The organism is Roseivirga spongicola (assembly GCF_001592965.1).
Classification (GTDB): Bacteria; Bacteroidota; Bacteroidia; order Cytophagales; family Cyclobacteriaceae; genus Roseivirga; species Roseivirga spongicola.
The window spans coordinates 1,318,450-1,334,313 of record NZ_LRPC01000001.1; the positions used below are offsets into that span (position 1 = coordinate 1,318,450).

The window sequence follows — 15,864 nt, forward strand, 5'->3', positions numbered from 1 at the left end:
TTTTGTTCATTTTCGAACCAACAATAATAGAAAAATTTAAGAGGATATTATGGATTTGACACTAGTGGTATTAGCAGCAGGAATGGGTAGCCGTTACGGAGGCAATAAGCAACTTGACGGAATTGGCCCAAATGGTGAAATCATTATGGATTATTCCATCCACGATGCAATCAATGCCGGATTTACCAAAGTGGTTTTTATCATCCGAACTGATATAAAAGAAGCATTCGAAAACCATTATGCCGAGCGTTTCAAAGGCAAAATCAAAATGGAGTTTGCTTACCAAAACGAATACACTGAGCACACTGCACCATATGAGCCTAATCGTAAAAAGCCTTGGGGTACTACGCATGCCGTTTTAGCCGCTAAACATTTAATTAATGAGCCATTTGTGGTGATTAATGCCGATGATTACTACGGTCAGGAGTCTTTCGAAGAGGTGGTGAAGGCTATCAATATGATGAAGGAGAATGAGTACCTCATTATGGGATATAGACTAGAGAACACACTATCCGATCATGGAACAGTAAACAGAGGTGTTTGCCAGGTTGATGAGAACATGCACTTGGTTGGCATTAAAGAGACACTTTCTATCGGTAAGAATGATGGTGTTATCTCATACATGGAGAACGATCAGCCTGTTGAGCTGAGCCCAGAGACTTATGTTTCTATGAACTTCTTTGCATTCCCACCTTCAATTTTGCCTTTGCTTGAGGAGAAGTTTGTGGATTTTGTAAAGGATAATAATGAAGATCCAAAAGCAGAATGTTTCATTCCTGTTGAAGTGGGTAACCTGATGGAAGAAGGTAAGGCTGTTGTTAAAGTAATTCCTACTTCTGCATCATGGTTAGGAGTAACTTACAAAGAAGATAAAGAGCATGTGGTTGCCGGAATCAATCAGATGATTGCCGATGGTAAATATCCGCAAGAGGTAAAATAATGCTTATTGCTGCCAAAGCACTTGAGCTATACAATATTAAAGGAGCTATCGATTCGGTAGCTCCTTTCGGTTTAGGGCATATTAATGATTCTTTCGTTGTAATGGCAGAAGGTAAAAAGTATTTACTACAGCGCCTAAATACCGCAGTGTTTCCTAAGCCAGAAGTTGTTGAAAATAACCTAAGAAGAATTCTCAGCTTAGCTCCTGAATTGTTCGCTCACCATGTTTTAGGGAAAAACGGAAAGTATCATCAGTTCGATGGTGAAAGCTTTTGGAGGCTACAAGAATTTGTAGCCGATAGCTATGCTCCAGAAAAACTCGGCCTGAATGAGCTAGAAGAAATAGCCAAAGGCTATGGGAGGTTTACCGCCTCTTTTTCTGCTGAAAACCTGAGCGATTATGTAGAGGCTATTCCAAAGTTCCTTGACCTGACACATCGTTTGAACCAGTTTGAGGAAGCTTTGAGGAAAGATAAAGCTGGTAGGAAAAGCAAAGTTTCGTCAGAAATTGAGGCTGTTTTATCCTTTCAATGGGTGGAAGATCGTTTCAATAATTTGGTGGAGGCGGGTTTGCCTCACAGGGTGTGCCATAATGATACTAAAGCTGCCAACTGCTTACTAGCTCAGCCTTCAGGCCAATTTTTAAAGGTGGTAGACCTTGATACGGTTGGGCCAGGGTATGCTATGTTCGATATGGGCGATATGCTAAGGTCTATGCTTTTCAATATTCCCGAAAATGATTCAAACCTGAGCGGACTGGCATTTGACAACAAGCGGTTCGAGACTATTTTGAATTCGTATCTAAAGGAATGCTCTCATGCCTTAACCCCTGTGGAAATTGAAACACTTCCTCTTGGTGGCCTTTGCATGACATACATTACAGCGGTTCGTTTTCTAACAGATTACCTTAATGGAGATGTCTATTACAAGGTCACTTTTGAAGGTGAAAATTTAGTTAGAGCTAGAAATCAGCTCAAGATATTGGAGCTGATGTCAGAGGCTATAGCCTAATTACCCCAAAGGTAGCTGTCACTGTTTTATCGAGATTTTGCCATAGTATATCTTCAATGCATTTAGCATCTTTCGCACTTCTTCTACAATTAGTATTATGAAAAACGCCCAGTATTGGATAGAGAAACTTAACCTTCAGCAGCACCCTGAAGGAGGTTTTTATGCTGAAACTTATCGATCTAAAGACAGGCTGCATGAGTCTAAACTTCCAGATCGTTACAAGTCTCCCAGAGTTTTCGGAACGTCCATTTACTTTCTGCTAACCACGGAAAGTGTTTCTAATTTTCACAGGTTGAACTCAGACGAAATTTGGCATTTCCATACTGGAGGCGCTGCTAAAATTCATTTTATCGATAAGCAGGGAGCGCATTCCGAGCATTTGATTGGCTCAGACTTAGAGCGTGACCAAAGCTTACAGGTGGTAATTCCTAAAGACACTTGGTTTGCAGCAGAGGTAGTTGATGGGGATTACATTCTAGTAGGGTGCACAGTAGCTCCAGGTTTTGAGTTTGAAGATTTTGAATTGGCCGATCGCACCGAGCTATCATCCGCTTATCCGCAGCACCAAACTCTAATTGGGCGCTTCACGAATAACTAAGGGTAGCTCAAAGGTCGAGCACATTTAAATTCAAAATTGAAATATGCTACTATCAACAACTAACACTATCGATGGACATACCATCAACACTTATCATGGCGTGGTAACTGGTGAGGCAATCATTGGTGCCAACCTTTTCAAAGACATTTTTGCAAGTATTACCGACTTAGTTGGTGGTCGTTCGGGCACTTATGAAAGAGTGCTTCGCGAAGCAAAAGACAACGCACTCAAGGAGCTTGAGTATAACGCTCGGAACATGGGCGCGAATGCTGTAGTGGGCATTGATTTGGATTATGAAACAATTGGTCACAACGGTAGCATGCTGATGGTTACAGCAAGTGGAACTGCCGTTACGTATTAAGAAACTTGGGAATTCTATAGTCTAGTAAGAATAACAAGTGTTTTCTATCTGAAAAGCCACCCGAAAAGGTGGCTTTTGTTATATCTAGTATTTAGTCGTCTGACCACTTGGAGTGGTCTGAAGACTGATGTTGTTATTTCATTTCGCTAGGCGGGATAAACTTAAATCTTTGTCCGCCAACTGAGGCTTCGTACATCAAGCCTCCTTTGGCCATGGTGAATACCGCTACGCCATTAGAGTATTTAGCATTGGCCGAAACTCCAGATTTTAATGCCACAGCTGAGGCTTGCGCGGCAAACTGAAATTCGTTTTCAATGAATCGTTGGTAGGCTCCAGCATTTTCAAAGAAAATGACTTCGCTGTAAGCTTGTCCACCAAATTGGAATCCTACTGAGATTTGGGTCATATTTACCCCGCCTGTCATTGCGCCATCTTTGTAAACCACACCCTTACCAGCAGCGCCACCAATTCCTATGGCTCCTTTGCCAATGGAAGGAAATACAGCATAGCCATATGCGTGTTCAAAGAACTCGGCAATGCCTGAATCTACTTTCTTAAATTCTACAATAGTTTCTGCAGCAGCCGCTTTATCGTACTTCTCTTTTTTTCTTTTTCTTTGAGCTTCTGCCTGATTGATTCCTAGTAATAATATAAAGCCAAGTAGTAGGCTAATTTTAGTTTTCATATGATTCTTCTTTAAGTATAAAATAGTCTCCTTTTGGATTCGGAACTACGTCCAAAATGTTTGCCAAAACCAGTCTAATAAGTGTTTTTGAGGCAATAAATTTGGGCGTTTTCGCGATCTGAGAAAATTCAGAGACTGTAATTTTTTCATGCAAATCTAAATGGCTTACAGCCACTTTTTCTTTTTCACCGTATGTGAACTGAATGTCTTTATTCTTTAGTCTTCTTTGAATAATTTCCCTCACTTCTCGACTAGCCTGAATGCTCTCGTCTTTAAACCGAACGTAGGCTGTACCCTTTCTGGTATTGGCGTGCTCTCTTACAAAATGAGGTTTTTTGTAGCTCTCTTGTACTCTGAAAATTGCTATGCCTTTTTTTTCAGTAAGGTGAACATACTCAACAGAGTAATTGATTTTAGGGCGAATTAATTCTTGGATAGCTTTTTCCAGAATGAACGCTTCGCCCTCAATATCTCTCGTGCCAGAAAGGTCTCCATTATCATCTACCCCAAGTAGCAAGCTGCCACCCTTTGTATTGGCAAAGGCCACCAGTTCCTTCGCTATTTTTTCAGGATGATTGGCTTTCTTTTTGAACTCAAGCGTGGCAGACTCACCTTGTGCTGTCAACTTTTCCAAGTCTCTTAAAGTCATACCAAGTCAATTGAATTACTGCTAAATATTACTGATCGTCATCTTCGTCCTCATCTTCAAACTCTCCAAAGTCAGGCATAGAAAACATGCTGCTAAGAAGGTCTTTGAAGCGAGTGCCAGTATCTAATGGAGATTTACTAAGCTTGCTGTACTCGGCCAAACCATGAAGCATAAACTCCATTAAAAATAGCTTTTCGTGCTTACTGGCCTTTTTGTGATGCGACTCTATCAAATCTGCCAAACCTGGAACTGCATTGAGCGCCTGTTCGTACTGCTCGTTAGTCAGATCGTTTATCAGATCTAAGGTGAATCCTTCACCGAACCATTCAATAATGGTTTTGTATGGATTTTCCTTCTGCTCTTTGTTCTTGTCTTTGTCGTCTGGCTTAGGGAAGTAGTCTGTAAAAAGAGTACGAACTGCTTTTCCGACCAAATTGTGAGCTACAATGCCAGCACCTTCTTGTTCACCTTCATAGACCAGCTCAACTTTTCCGGTTATGGCTGGAATCACTCCTATGAAATCTGAAACTCGAACATAGGTTTGCGATTCACCATTGAGCAAGGCTCTTCTTTCGGCAGCGCTAATCAAGTTTTCATAGGCTGAAATAGTCAGGCGTGCCGAAACACCACTTTTCTCATCTACATATTCGCTGTCTCTTGCTTCAATAGCTACTTGTTCAATTAGGTCTTGAGCAAGCTCATTGACAACCACTAGCTCTTTCTGAGGCTCCTTAATTTTCGCCTCTTGGACAGTGATCTGCTTACTGATTTCGCGCGTTTTTGGATAGTGTGTAATGATCTGGCTATCGATTCTATCTTTTAACGGAGTTACAATACTTCCTCTGTTTGTATAGTCTTCCGGGTTAGCGGTAAACACAAACTGAATATCTAATGGCAAACGTAATTTGAAACCACGAATCTGAATATCGCCTTCTTGAAGAATGTTGAAAAGTGCCACCTGAATTCTCGCCTGTAAATCAGGTAATTCGTTGATCACGAAAATAGATCTGTGAGACCTTGGCACTAACCCGTAATGAATCACTCTTTCATCGGAATAAGGCAACTTGAGAGAAGCTGCTTTGATTGGATCGACATCTCCAATAAGGTCGGCAATAGATACATCTGGAGTAGCCAGTTTTTCGGCATATCTTTCCGAACGGTGAAGCCATGCAATTTCAGTATCATCACCATGTTCAGAAACCTGATCGTGACCAAATCGGCTCAAGGGCTGCAAAGGGTCATCATTCAATTCTGAGCCTTTAATGAAGGGAATGTATTCATCTAACAAGGCCGTCATCTGTCTGGCAATCCTTGTTTTTGCCTGCCCTCTCAAACCTAAAAGGTTCATGTTGTGCATAGACAGGATGGCTCGTTGAATATCTGGAATTACAGTGTCTTCATAGCCCCAGATGCCCTCGAAAGTAGGCTCTTTAGCTTTGAGCTTGGTAATTAGGTTGTCTCTCAGTTCTTGCTTTACTGATTTACTCTCGTAACCCGCGGCTTTCAGTTCGCCAATGGTCTTTATTTTTAATAATTGATCGGAGGTCAATTGGTCGTATTTCATCTTAGAAGTTCTTTCTGCGATTTCGTTTATAATCTTCGAATATTAGGTGGCCAAGGCCCTTCAGGCTACTGTAATAGGCGTTGCCGTTGTTAGTTTTGGTGAACTCTTGTACGAACTGTTTCAGGTATGGGTCTGATGCAATCATAAAAGTAGTTACCGGAATATGTAGTCTTCGGCATTGAGTTGCCAAATTGAGTGTCTTATTGAGAATCTTTGGGTCTAAGCCGAAGGCATTTTTGTAGTATTTGATACCCACTTTCATACAAGTTGGTTTGCCATCGGTAATCATGAAAATCTGCTTGTTCGCATTCTTTCTTCGCCTTAAAATATCCATGGCTAGCTCTAGTCCGGCTATGGTATTGGTATGGTAAGGGCCAACCTGTAAGTAAGGCAGATCTTTAATGTCTATTTGCCAAGCATCATTACCGAAAACAATCACGTCTAGCGTATCCTTTGGGTATTTAGTGGTGATGAGTTCTGCCAAAGCCATAGCCGTTTTTTTGGCTGGAGTAATTCGGTCTTCACCATACAGAATCATGGAGTGAGAAATATCAATCATCAGTACCGTGGAGGTCTGCGTTTTGAATTCCGTTTCCTGTACTTCCAGATCGTTTTCTGTCATCATGAAATCTCCGAAACCATTGTTGATTTGAGCATTCCTGATGGAGTCTGTCATGGCAATTTGCTGAAGCGAATCGCCAAACTCAAAAGGTCTTCGGTCGGTGCCCATTTCATCACCAGTTCCTGAGAAGTTGGTTTTGTGTTGGCCTTTTCCTGACTTTTTTAGCTTACCGAAAATTTCTTCAAGGGCTGATTTTCGAATCTGCTGACCTGTTTTTCCTGTTACATCGAACTTGCCTTCTTGGTTTTCTTCTGAGATATAACCTTTCTCTTTTAGGTCATCAATGAAGTCGCCAATTCCATATTGACCATCAGTTAGATTATACTGATTGTCTAGGTTGGTAAGCCAAGCTAATGCCTCAGAAACATCTCCACCAGTAATACTAACCAACTGAAGGAAAATGTTTAACAAATTATCGAAGGCCGATTCGCCTTGCGCTTTTTGCGGAATGAATTTAGAGAAGCGGTATCCTTTCATGAGCACCTACACAACGCGACAGTGATAAAATTGGTTTAACTTGGTGTTAATTCCTGAACCCATTTTTTTAATGTGTTATGGTGTAAGTTGTTTCTTTTACCTCTGAAAGCGTTAATGATTCAATAACTTAATAATCTCTAACATCGAAACTTTAGCCAAAAAAGAGTATAGTGCTTTAACAGAAATTGAACTGATAGAGAAATCTAAGCAAGATAAAAGGTTCTTTGAGCCTTTGTATGAGAAGTATTTCGAACAAGTATTCAGGACAGTTTTTAATAGAGTACAAGATTTTGAATTAGCAGCCGAAATAACTTCAGAGTCTTTTGGAAAGGCTTTAGTGAATATTGAAAAGTTTAAATATAAGGGTTATCCGTTTTCTGCTTGGCTCACTAGAGTTGCTATTAATTGTTGTTATGATTATTTCCGAGCTCAAAAGAAGAGTAGAACCGTGAGTTTGGAAAAATATGCTACTCATGACCTAGCTTTTGAGGTAGAGTTGGAAGAAAGTGATAAGGAATTATGGCTGGCCTTACTTCCTGAAGCTTTGGGTAAACTAAAGCCAAGAGAATTGGAATTGGTAGAGTTACGTTTTTTTGAGGGGAAAAGTTTTGCAGAAATAGCATACATTTTAGACATCACAGAAGGTAATGCTAAGACCAGAACTTATAGAGTATTGAAGAGGATGAAAAAACATTTTAAACGTACTGTGAGATGAGTTATAGGTTTGTAAGAAAATCTGAGACTCCCTCTGCTGAGCGTATAGAATCAGCAAAGAATTTTAATGAAGCTCTGGAAGCATCTAAGAGCTTTAGCGAGTTTGGTATAAGTTCATCGGCTTTAAAGGGGGGAGTGACAATAAAGTCTCTGGTGTTGGGTTCGGTAGGTATATTAGTTAGTGGAAGTGCGCTTTGTTTTGGGGTGCTTGGTGTTAATCCGTTTCCGGTGAAGGAACCAGTGAATGAAGACACAAAAATAGAACAGCAACTAGAAAAAAACAGTCAAATTCATATAGATAGCTTAGATAGGGCTGAGATTAAGGGGCAGGTTGAACAACTAGATCAAGTAAACGATGAATTCACGTCATCTCCTTTGCATTATGAAGATTTGTTAGTTAGAGCCAGTCCATTACCTTCTACTGAAGCTTTTTTGCAGTTTGTAGATCGCGAACTAGAGTATCCAAAAGAATTACTAGACGACTCCATTGAGGGTTTCGTTGAGGTTCGTTTTAAAGTGAATAGAAAAGGAGAGACAGAAGACTTTAAAATAAGTAAGTCATTAGGTAGATATTTTGACGAAGAAGCCATTAGAGTAATTAAGCAATATAAAAACTGGAAGCCAGCCACATATTCCGGAGAAGCCCAAGAAGACTTTTTAAAGCTCAAGGTTACTTTTACGCTCGATTCTAATTAGCAAGGGTTGCTGCTGCCAGGCAGTGCAAAAGGAGTCTATTTTTATTACCTTTCGAAGTAAAGTGAGGCACCTTGGTAAAATACTCAATCAAAGATCTAGAAAAGTTTTCGGGAATAAAGGCTCATACTATACGTATTTGGGAGCAGAGGTATCAACTGCTTACACCCAAAAGAACTGAGACCAACATTCGCTATTACGATGAAAGTCAGTTGAAGTATTTGCTCAATGTTACCCTGTTGGTAGAAAATGGCTTCCGAATATCTCATATCTGCTCAATGTCTGATGAGGAGTTCAACAAAAACCTAAAAGAGGTAGCGGAGAAAGGCCTTCAAACCAAAGAGGATAATCATCTGAGTGTAGCGGTAAATGAGCTCGTTCTTGCCATGCTTGAGCTAGACGAGCAAAGGTTTGAAAAAATTATTAGCGGTAGCTTACTGCAACGCAGTTTTGAAGAAACAATTACCAAGATAATTTACCCTTTTCTGAAGCGCATTGGGGTAATGTGGAGAGTAGGAGAGGTGTCAACTGCTCAGGAGCACTTTATCTATCAGCTCATTCGCCAGAAGGTGATAGTAGCCATAGATGGATTGATAGACAGAAAAAAGACAGGCGAAAAGTACTTACTTTTCCTACCTAAATCAGAGTTCAGCGATCTACTCATTCTTCTCTTTACCTATTTGCTTAAAAATAGAGGTCGCCAGTGTATTTATCTTGGCGCAGATATTCCCTTCAGAGATTTAAAACAGGTAACTGAAATTACCAAACCAGATGTACTTCTGACCTTTGTAAAAGCACCAGCTTCTAAAATCGACACCCAAGCATACGTTTATGAGTTGTCTGAAAAGTTCGAAGAGAAAAAAATACTAATCAGTGGCAATCCATACTTTATGGATGAGCTAGATTTTCCGAAGAATGTTCGGCTTATTTCTGAGGTAGAAGACCTAATTGAAATGTTAACGGAGTAAATACGGTATAATCGGTATTAATTCTTATCTTTCACTAAAACTTTAGTAATGGGTCAAAGGTCAACACTCATATGTTTCTTGGTGCTTAGTATAGTATCATGCTCAACAAAAAATAATGAAGAATATTTGCTAGGAGAATGGTACAATGAATCTGTTCGGGTAGATATTGATGCGCTAGACGGACAAATAGACTCTGTCTTTTCTGTACCAGCAGGTAAGTGGGAAGAAATTCTTCAGATTAAACCAATTAATACCACATACAAGCCAGATGGAACTTTCGAATCTATCTACTATAATTTAGATGGTTCGGTTTTGCAGAAGACATCCGGAAAGTGGGAGCTCAAAAAGGATTCGTTATACTTTACTGAGCAGGGGCAAACAACAGGTTATTTATTTCAATGGCAAGAGGGAAAGGGGCTTTTTGAAGGATATCTCGATTGGGATACAGATGGCCAAGAAGATGATTTTTATTCTGGTGTACAGATTAAAAAGGTAGACTGATTTTAACCAAATCAAATAACTATGGATTTTTCTGCTATTAATTGGATTGCAGTGCTCGTTGCTGCTGTTGCATTTTTTGCTCTTGGAGCCATCTGGTACGGCCCTGTTTTTGGAAAGGCTTGGCAAAAAGGTGTCGGCTTGTCCGATGATGAAATGAAGAACGCCAACATGGGCAAACTCTTTGGGTCGGCTTTCGTTTTTGCTCTAATCATTTCTGTAGGTATGGCCATCTTTTTCTTTGGCTTTGGCACCGACCCCGAAAACCCTATGGATGCTACAATGGGCGCTATGTATGGTCTAATGACGGGTATTTTCTTTATACTACCTTCTACCTGTATGAACTATCTTTTTGCCAGAAAGTCTGCTTCCTTAATGCTTATCGATTCCTTTTACCACATCATTGCTTATACCATTGTTGGTATAATCTTAGGTGCTTGGCACTAGTTGTTTAGGCTATTGTATGAAGTGGTTTTTACAGTAGCCTAAATATTTATTTTAATGATCGTGAACCTTTTTTTAGTCTTGTTTCGTTGAGCGGCTAGGTAAAACTTAATAGAAGTTATTCTAGTTTAACAAACCATGATTCCGACAACAACAAAGAAGGCAGTACTTTCACCGGAAGTATACCAACAAGGATTTCAAAAAGCGCTTCAAGAGTTTGAACACTATGAGCAGGTTAAGAAAAGGCTCAATCAAATTAAAGCGTATCAGCAGTTGAAGAGAGGCGAAGGCTTCTTAGAGTTGATAGATGCAGCCTAAAAATTTAGAGGAGACTTTAACCCAGACTCCTTAAAGCTACTTTCTACTACTTTTGACTGAATAGTTGAAGGTTCCACCCATTTGGGTAGTTCAAACCCGTATTTCTCAGCCATTTTCTCGTGTACTTCTTTTCTAGTCGGATGATCATCTGAAACTAGGTTGAAGACTTTTTGTGCTTGCGGCCAACCTTCAATAAGGCCTTCAATTGTAGCAATAACATCGTCTCTATGCACATAATTAACTGGTGTGTCTGCTCCTTGTGTCTCTTTGCCCACAAACCATTTTCCAGGAATTCTATCATCACCCATTAGTCCTCCACAGCGGAGAATAATAAGCTCTTGAGAAATAGCCGATATCTGTTCCTCTCCTTTTACAACAGCTTTAGATGATCCGTTGGCAAAATCGTAATTGGTGTTTACGTCTACGGTGTTATTGGTATTAGGGTAGAAGGAGGTAGAGCTGATGAAAATGACTTTCTTGACCTTTGAGTTTTGCAGCTGATACTTCAGGTACTTAATCTGTTCAGCATAAAAGTGTGGTGGGTTTTTCTTCCGGCCAGGAGGAATATTAATAATCACCAATTCTGATTCAAACAATAGGTTGAAATCTTCGCCCACTGGCATGGGTTCTAGCTTGAATTGAACAGGTGTGATTCCTGCTTCTTTTAGCTGTTTAAGCTTATCAGCAGATGTGGTGCTACCGATTACTTCATGGCCTTTTTGAATTAGGCTTTTAGCTAAAGGAAGCCCCAACCAACCACAACCAATTATACTTACCTGCATTAATGTGCTTCTAAAACAGACTCCAGAACCTGATTGTAATGCGCTTCATAAAGCGGAAGTACTTTGTCTATATCAAACTCTTTTGCTCTCTCTAGGGCGTTTCTCTTAAAGTTATCGAGGTTTTCTTCGCTTAGAATGAAGAGAGCTTTTTCCGTCATGGTTTCTACATCACCAATATCTGCTGTGAAGCCAGTTACTCCATCTACATTAAGCTCAGGAATTCCCCCAGCGTTAGACGAAATTACCGGAACTTGACAGGCCATAGCTTCCAAAGCTGCCAAACCAAAGCTTTCTTTTTCTGAAGGCATTAAGAACAAATCGGCAACAGAAAGTACTTCTTCCACCGCCTCTAATTTCCCTAAGAATCTAACTTCGTCATAAATACCTAACTCTCTGCAAAGACCTTCAATATGGCCTCTTTCGGGGCCATCGCCTACAAGAAGTAATCTGGCCGGAATGGTCTCAGAGATTTTCTTGAAGATTCTAACCACATCGTCCACACGCTTTACTTTTCTGAAGTTAGAGGTGTGCACAATGAGCTTTTCACCGTTGGGGCAAATGGCCATTTTGAAATGGTCTTTGCGCTGACGCTGAAACTTCTCTAAATCTATGAAGTTAGGAATTACCTTAATTTCACGGGTGATATTAAAGTGCTTATAAGTATCGTTTTTAAGGTCTTCAGAAACAGCCGTAACGCCATCAGATTGATTTATGCTGAAGGTAACCACTGGTTCGTATGAAGGATCTTTTCCTACTAATGTTATATCAGTTCCATGGAGTGTAGTTACTACTGGAATTTGAATGCCTTCTGTTTTTAAAATTTGCTTTGCCAAAACCGCTGCCGAAGCATGAGGAATGGCATAATGCACGTGCAGTAAGTCTAGCTTTTCATTCTTGGCTACATCTACCATTTTACTGGCTAAAGCCAACTCATAAGGTGGATATTTAAAAAGTGGGTAAGAACGAATGTTCACTTCGTGGTAAAATAGGTTCTCATTAAAAAAGTCTAACCTAGTGGGTTGAGAGTAAGTGATAAAATGTACTTCATGTCCATTTTTTGCTAATCCTTTTCCCAATTCTGTGGCTACCACACCACTTCCCCCAAACGTAGGGTAACAAACAATACCTATTTTCATTAATTAAAAGTCATGTTGGAGGTTAAACTCAGAAACTCCTGCTAAGGTTCCAAGATTGACTGATAGACCATGTCTTGAATTCTAGTTCTTACGTTCTCTTCTATCAGCTTAAAGTTTTCACTATCTGGATAAGTTCTGTTACAGAGGAAAACAAAAACAAGCTCTTCTGCCGGGTCTGCCCATACAGATGCGCCTGTAAAGCCCGTATGGCCAAATGTGCTAGCCGAGGCATACTTACTTGTTGGGCCGTCTTCTGTTCCAGTAATTGGTTTGTCCCAGCCCAAGCCTCTTCGGTTTTCCATGCTCTGTGGAGTTGTGAAAATTGGTATGGTCCAAGCATTTAGGTACTTTTTGTCGGCATACTGACCCATTTGCATATTCATCTGAAGAAGAATTGCTAAATCATTGGCGTTGCTAAAGAGACCGGCATGGCCAGCTACTCCGCCCATTAATGTGGCGTTTTGATCGTGAACCGTTCCGCATACAATGGTATTTCTGAAATAAGCATCTACTTCTGTAGGAGCCACTTCTGAGTAATAGCCCTTTTCATTAGGCAAATACATGGTTCGGCTCATGCCTAGTGGCTGGTAAAATTCTTTAATGAGGTAGGTCTCAATTGGCTCCTCAATAATGCTTTCAATGAGGTGGAAAATAATTTCGTAACCGAGATCAGAATAAAGGTAGTCGTACTTCTTTTTACCTCTTGGCATAGACCGAAGATCAGAAGTGATGGTCCATTTCCATACCGAATCTGCCAAAGCAACAGGAAGGTTTTTTTCTTGAATTCTGTAATTATGGTTTGGGCCGGGAGCATCATTAAAATAGTCGGTGTTTAATTCACCTTTAGTCACTGTTTTCTCCCAAAAAGGAATGTAAGGTTTTAAGCCAGCTTGATGCGTAAGGATATCTCTTAAAAGAAGATTTTCCTTATTAGTACCTCTCAGTTCTTCCAAGTAGTAGCCAATGGGTTTGTTAATGTCTACTTTCTTTTCGTCATAAAGCTTCATTAATATTTGCGTGGTTGCAGCCACTTTAGTTACTGAGGCTATGTCGTAAATGGTTTGGTCAGTAATTGGTTTTTCCTCTTGGTAGGTCTGGTGACCATAGTTCTTCTGATATATAACCTTGCCTTTTCTGGCTACTAAAAATTGAGCACCAGGAGTAGCCTTCTCTTTAATAGCATCTTCAATAATCTGGTCAATTTTTCTCAAAGAATCTATACTCATTCCTGCCTCTATTGGCATTCCGTAGCTAAGTCGGTTAGTGGTTAGGGTTTCAATTCCCATACCTGCTTTGAAGCTTTTCCCTGCAGTAATAGGAAGCCTACCTTCAGCCTTTAAAGCACCAAAAATGATTTGTGGAGTTACCTCTTGAGTGATTTCGTTGTCTTCGTAAGTGCAAATAATATTCTTAACCCCTTCGAAATATTTGAGTGAATAAGCATTGCCCATTACCACAACAATCACCTGCGTTTTTTGCTGAAGCTTTTTAATCCACTCAACTTCTTCGGTTTTAACTCCATGCTGTTTTCTTGGCGAGTTGGTTATGCCATGAACAGATATAACCACCTTGTCGAACTGGGCTGCCTTTTCTAGGCTTGCTTCGTTTAGTGAGTCTATCTTTAGGTGGTCGAACTTGGCATACTTGCCCAGCATGTTTTCAAAGATTTGGTTGTCATTTCCTCCTAAGCTCAAGGAAGCAAATTTGGTGTCTTCCAACTGAATGGTAGGGATCAATAAGTCGGTGTTATCAACAAGCGTTATGGCTTTTTGGTAGAGAATTCGGTTAAGGTATTTCGCATAGTCGTTATTGATTCTCTTAGTTAGATTGGCTGTTTCAATTGGCTCATATTCATTCAGTCCGAACCAATATTTCGCTTTCAAAACTTTCAGCACTCTCTCATCTAGCATTTCTTGAGTAAGTGTTCCTTTCTTGAGTGCCTTCTCAATTTGCTTCATGGCCTTCGGCACATCTAAAGGAAAAAGGATAATGTCATTTCCTGCTTGTAGCGCCTTTACATCTGCCTCTCCAGGTTCGTAATATTTGGCCACTCCTTGCATATTCATGGCATCGGTAAAAGCTAAGCCTTCAAAGCCAAGTTCACCTTTTAGAAGGTCAGTGACCACATTTTTAGACAGGGTGGTAGGTGTATTTTTGGCACTATCGAAGGCAGGTACTTGCAAATGAGCCACCATTACACTCATTAGGCTATCGCGCATGAGTTCTTTGAAAGGGTAGAGTTCGGTTTCAGTCATTCTACTTTTAGAATGCTTAATTACTGGGAGGTCATAATGCGAGTCTACTCCAGTGTCTCCATGGCCAGGGAAGTGCTTGGCGTTGGCCATAATGCCATGGTCTTGCAGTCCTTTCATGTAGGCACTTCCTCTTAGAGCTACTTCCACTTTGTCTTCTCCGAAAGAACGATATCCGATTACTGGATTATTTGGGTTTACATTAACATCTACCACAGGGGCGAAATTGATATGCATATTTAGCGCGTGGAATTGGTTGGCCACCTCTTTCCCCATTTCGTAAATCCATTTTTTATCCTGAATAGCCCCGAGAGTCATTTGCTTGGGAAAGTCGTAAACGCTGTCTAGACGCATACCAATGCCCCATTCAGCGTCCATTGCTACGGCCAAAGGTACTTTTGCTAATGCCTGATATTCATTGTTGAGCTTTGCCTGCCTGTAAGGTCCGCCCTGAAAGAAGATGAGCCCTCCAATATGATAGTTGCTAACGAGCTCTTTAATTTCGTTTACATGCTTTTGGTCTTTGTTAGAGTAAGCAGCTACCATGAAAAGTTGCCCCAATCTTTCCTCAGGCGTTAACGCATTAAATACACTATCGGCCCATTGCTTTTGAGCCACGGTATCTATTTTATGATAGAATTTTTGGGCTGAGAGCGAGCTGGTTAGTATAACTAAGAAAGTAGTGAATAAGGTAACTTTTTTGAACATCAGGGCGTTAGGCTTTTAGTAAGAGCAAATAAACTATAAATTTACGTATTAACAGAACGCCAAATAGGTAGTATTGATATAATGAATTTACCAGGACTATTCAAAAAAGCTAGATATCAGAGATTTCACATTGAGCCGAGATATTATGATCCGGTGAAGGAAGACATAGAAAATCGTACTTCCCGAATTAAGGCAGAAATGGGTATGTCTGATGCTAAAACTGTAGATCCTGGTTATCGCTCTAGAATTGAAGGTTCTTTCCGCAAAAACATGAAACATGCCACGGGAAATGGTGTGGATCAGACAATTGTGTTGCGTCTAATCATTATGGTCATCCTTATTTTTATGATTGGCGGCTACTTGTACGTAGGTAAAGAAATATTTTATCTGGTCTTGCTAGCCATTCCATTCTATCTTTGGAAGCGCTTAAGAAAGTGACGACCAA

At 40.3% G+C, this 15,864-nt stretch carries 18 protein-coding genes; 11 read left to right on the plus strand and 7 right to left on the minus strand.

The features are described 5' to 3' along the window. Positions 1-49 precede the first annotated feature (49 nt). From AWW68_RS05740 to AWW68_RS05755, 4 genes are all read left to right on the plus strand, one after another. Positions 50-940: a nucleotidyltransferase family protein gene (locus AWW68_RS05740; RefSeq protein ID WP_068217661.1), complete on the plus strand. Its 891-nt coding sequence runs from the start codon at positions 50-52 to the stop codon at positions 938-940. Beyond that, complete coding sequence (locus AWW68_RS05745; protein WP_068217664.1) at positions 940-1,950, plus strand: phosphotransferase enzyme family protein; 1,011 nt, start codon at positions 940-942, stop codon at positions 1,948-1,950. The genes AWW68_RS05740 and AWW68_RS05745 overlap by 1 nt, the downstream gene beginning before the upstream one ends. A gap of 97 nt (positions 1,951-2,047) precedes the next feature. Further along, positions 2,048-2,548: a cupin domain-containing protein gene (locus AWW68_RS05750; RefSeq protein ID WP_068217667.1), complete on the plus strand. Its 501-nt coding sequence runs from the start codon at positions 2,048-2,050 to the stop codon at positions 2,546-2,548. A 43-nt stretch (positions 2,549-2,591) separates the two neighbouring features. Beyond that, positions 2,592-2,909, plus strand: a complete 318-nt coding sequence (locus tag AWW68_RS05755; RefSeq protein ID WP_068217669.1) for a heavy metal-binding domain-containing protein — start codon at positions 2,592-2,594, stop codon at positions 2,907-2,909. A 133-nt stretch (positions 2,910-3,042) separates the two neighbouring features. Here AWW68_RS05755 and AWW68_RS05760 read toward each other — a convergent pair whose 3' ends face one another. Genes AWW68_RS05760 through AWW68_RS05775 form a run of 4 tightly spaced genes read right to left on the minus strand, consistent with a single transcriptional unit; the run spans position 3,043 to position 6,906 of the window. Beyond that, positions 3,043-3,594, minus strand: a complete 552-nt coding sequence (locus AWW68_RS05760; protein ID WP_068217673.1) for a lipid-binding SYLF domain-containing protein — start codon at positions 3,592-3,594, stop codon at positions 3,043-3,045. Continuing rightward, positions 3,584-4,243 (minus strand): AlbA family DNA-binding domain-containing protein, encoded by a 660-nt coding sequence (locus tag AWW68_RS05765; RefSeq protein WP_068217676.1) that lies wholly within the window; start codon positions 4,241-4,243, stop codon positions 3,584-3,586. Before AWW68_RS05765 ends, AWW68_RS05760 begins: the two co-directional genes overlap by 11 nt. A 28-nt stretch (positions 4,244-4,271) precedes the next feature. Further along, complete coding sequence (locus AWW68_RS05770) at positions 4,272-5,807, minus strand: magnesium chelatase (RefSeq protein ID WP_068217680.1); 1,536 nt, start codon at positions 5,805-5,807, stop codon at positions 4,272-4,274. A gap of 1 nt (position 5,808) precedes the next feature. Continuing rightward, positions 5,809-6,906: a vWA domain-containing protein gene (locus AWW68_RS05775; protein ID WP_068217683.1), complete on the minus strand. Its 1,098-nt coding sequence runs from the start codon at positions 6,904-6,906 to the stop codon at positions 5,809-5,811. 232 nt (positions 6,907-7,138) lie between these two features. On the opposite strand from AWW68_RS05775, the gene AWW68_RS05780 reads away from it, so the two are divergent. From AWW68_RS05780 to AWW68_RS05805, 6 genes are all read left to right on the plus strand, one after another. Further along, on the plus strand, positions 7,139-7,621 hold the full coding sequence (locus AWW68_RS05780) for an RNA polymerase sigma factor (protein ID WP_068217687.1): 483 nt from the start codon (positions 7,139-7,141) through the stop codon (positions 7,619-7,621). Next, on the plus strand, positions 7,618-8,316 hold the full coding sequence (locus AWW68_RS05785) for an energy transducer TonB (protein ID WP_068217690.1): 699 nt from the start codon (positions 7,618-7,620) through the stop codon (positions 8,314-8,316). The genes AWW68_RS05780 and AWW68_RS05785 overlap by 4 nt, the downstream gene beginning before the upstream one ends. A 71-nt stretch (positions 8,317-8,387) precedes the next feature. Then, the gene (locus AWW68_RS05790) at positions 8,388-9,281 is read left to right on the plus strand and encodes a MerR family transcriptional regulator (protein WP_068217692.1); all 894 of its coding nucleotides are present in this window, start codon (positions 8,388-8,390) and stop codon (positions 9,279-9,281) included. 48 nt (positions 9,282-9,329) lie between these two features. Next, complete coding sequence (locus AWW68_RS05795; protein ID WP_068217695.1) at positions 9,330-9,782, plus strand: hypothetical protein; 453 nt, start codon at positions 9,330-9,332, stop codon at positions 9,780-9,782. A 21-nt stretch (positions 9,783-9,803) separates the two neighbouring features. Beyond that, positions 9,804-10,226 carry a DUF1761 domain-containing protein gene (locus AWW68_RS05800; RefSeq protein ID WP_068217698.1) on the plus strand — a complete coding sequence of 141 codons (423 nt, stop codon included), beginning with the start codon at positions 9,804-9,806 and terminating at the stop codon, positions 10,224-10,226. Positions 10,227-10,361: 135 nt separating this feature from the next. After that, positions 10,362-10,541: a hypothetical protein gene (locus AWW68_RS05805; RefSeq protein WP_068217702.1), complete on the plus strand. Its 180-nt coding sequence runs from the start codon at positions 10,362-10,364 to the stop codon at positions 10,539-10,541. Here AWW68_RS05805 and AWW68_RS05810 read toward each other — a convergent pair. Genes AWW68_RS05810 through AWW68_RS05820 form a run of 3 tightly spaced genes read right to left on the minus strand, consistent with a single transcriptional unit; the run spans position 10,538 to position 15,419 of the window. Continuing rightward, complete coding sequence (locus tag AWW68_RS05810; RefSeq protein ID WP_068217705.1) at positions 10,538-11,323, minus strand: NAD(P)-binding domain-containing protein; 786 nt, start codon at positions 11,321-11,323, stop codon at positions 10,538-10,540. The genes AWW68_RS05805 and AWW68_RS05810 overlap by 4 nt on opposite strands. Beyond that, positions 11,323-12,459, minus strand: coding sequence for an N-acetyl-alpha-D-glucosaminyl L-malate synthase BshA (gene bshA / locus AWW68_RS05815; RefSeq protein ID WP_068217708.1), 1,137 nt, complete (start codon positions 12,457-12,459; stop codon positions 11,323-11,325). The genes AWW68_RS05810 and bshA overlap by 1 nt, the downstream gene beginning before the upstream one ends. 41 nt (positions 12,460-12,500) lie before the next feature. Continuing rightward, positions 12,501-15,419 (minus strand): glycoside hydrolase family 3 N-terminal domain-containing protein, encoded by a 2,919-nt coding sequence (locus AWW68_RS05820; RefSeq protein WP_068217711.1) that lies wholly within the window; start codon positions 15,417-15,419, stop codon positions 12,501-12,503. A gap of 81 nt (positions 15,420-15,500) precedes the next feature. On the opposite strand from AWW68_RS05820, the gene AWW68_RS05825 reads away from it, so the two are divergent. Continuing rightward, entirely contained in the window at positions 15,501-15,857 is a 357-nt protein-coding gene (locus tag AWW68_RS05825; protein ID WP_068217713.1) for a hypothetical protein, read from the plus strand. Positions 15,858-15,864: the final 7 nt, after the last annotated feature.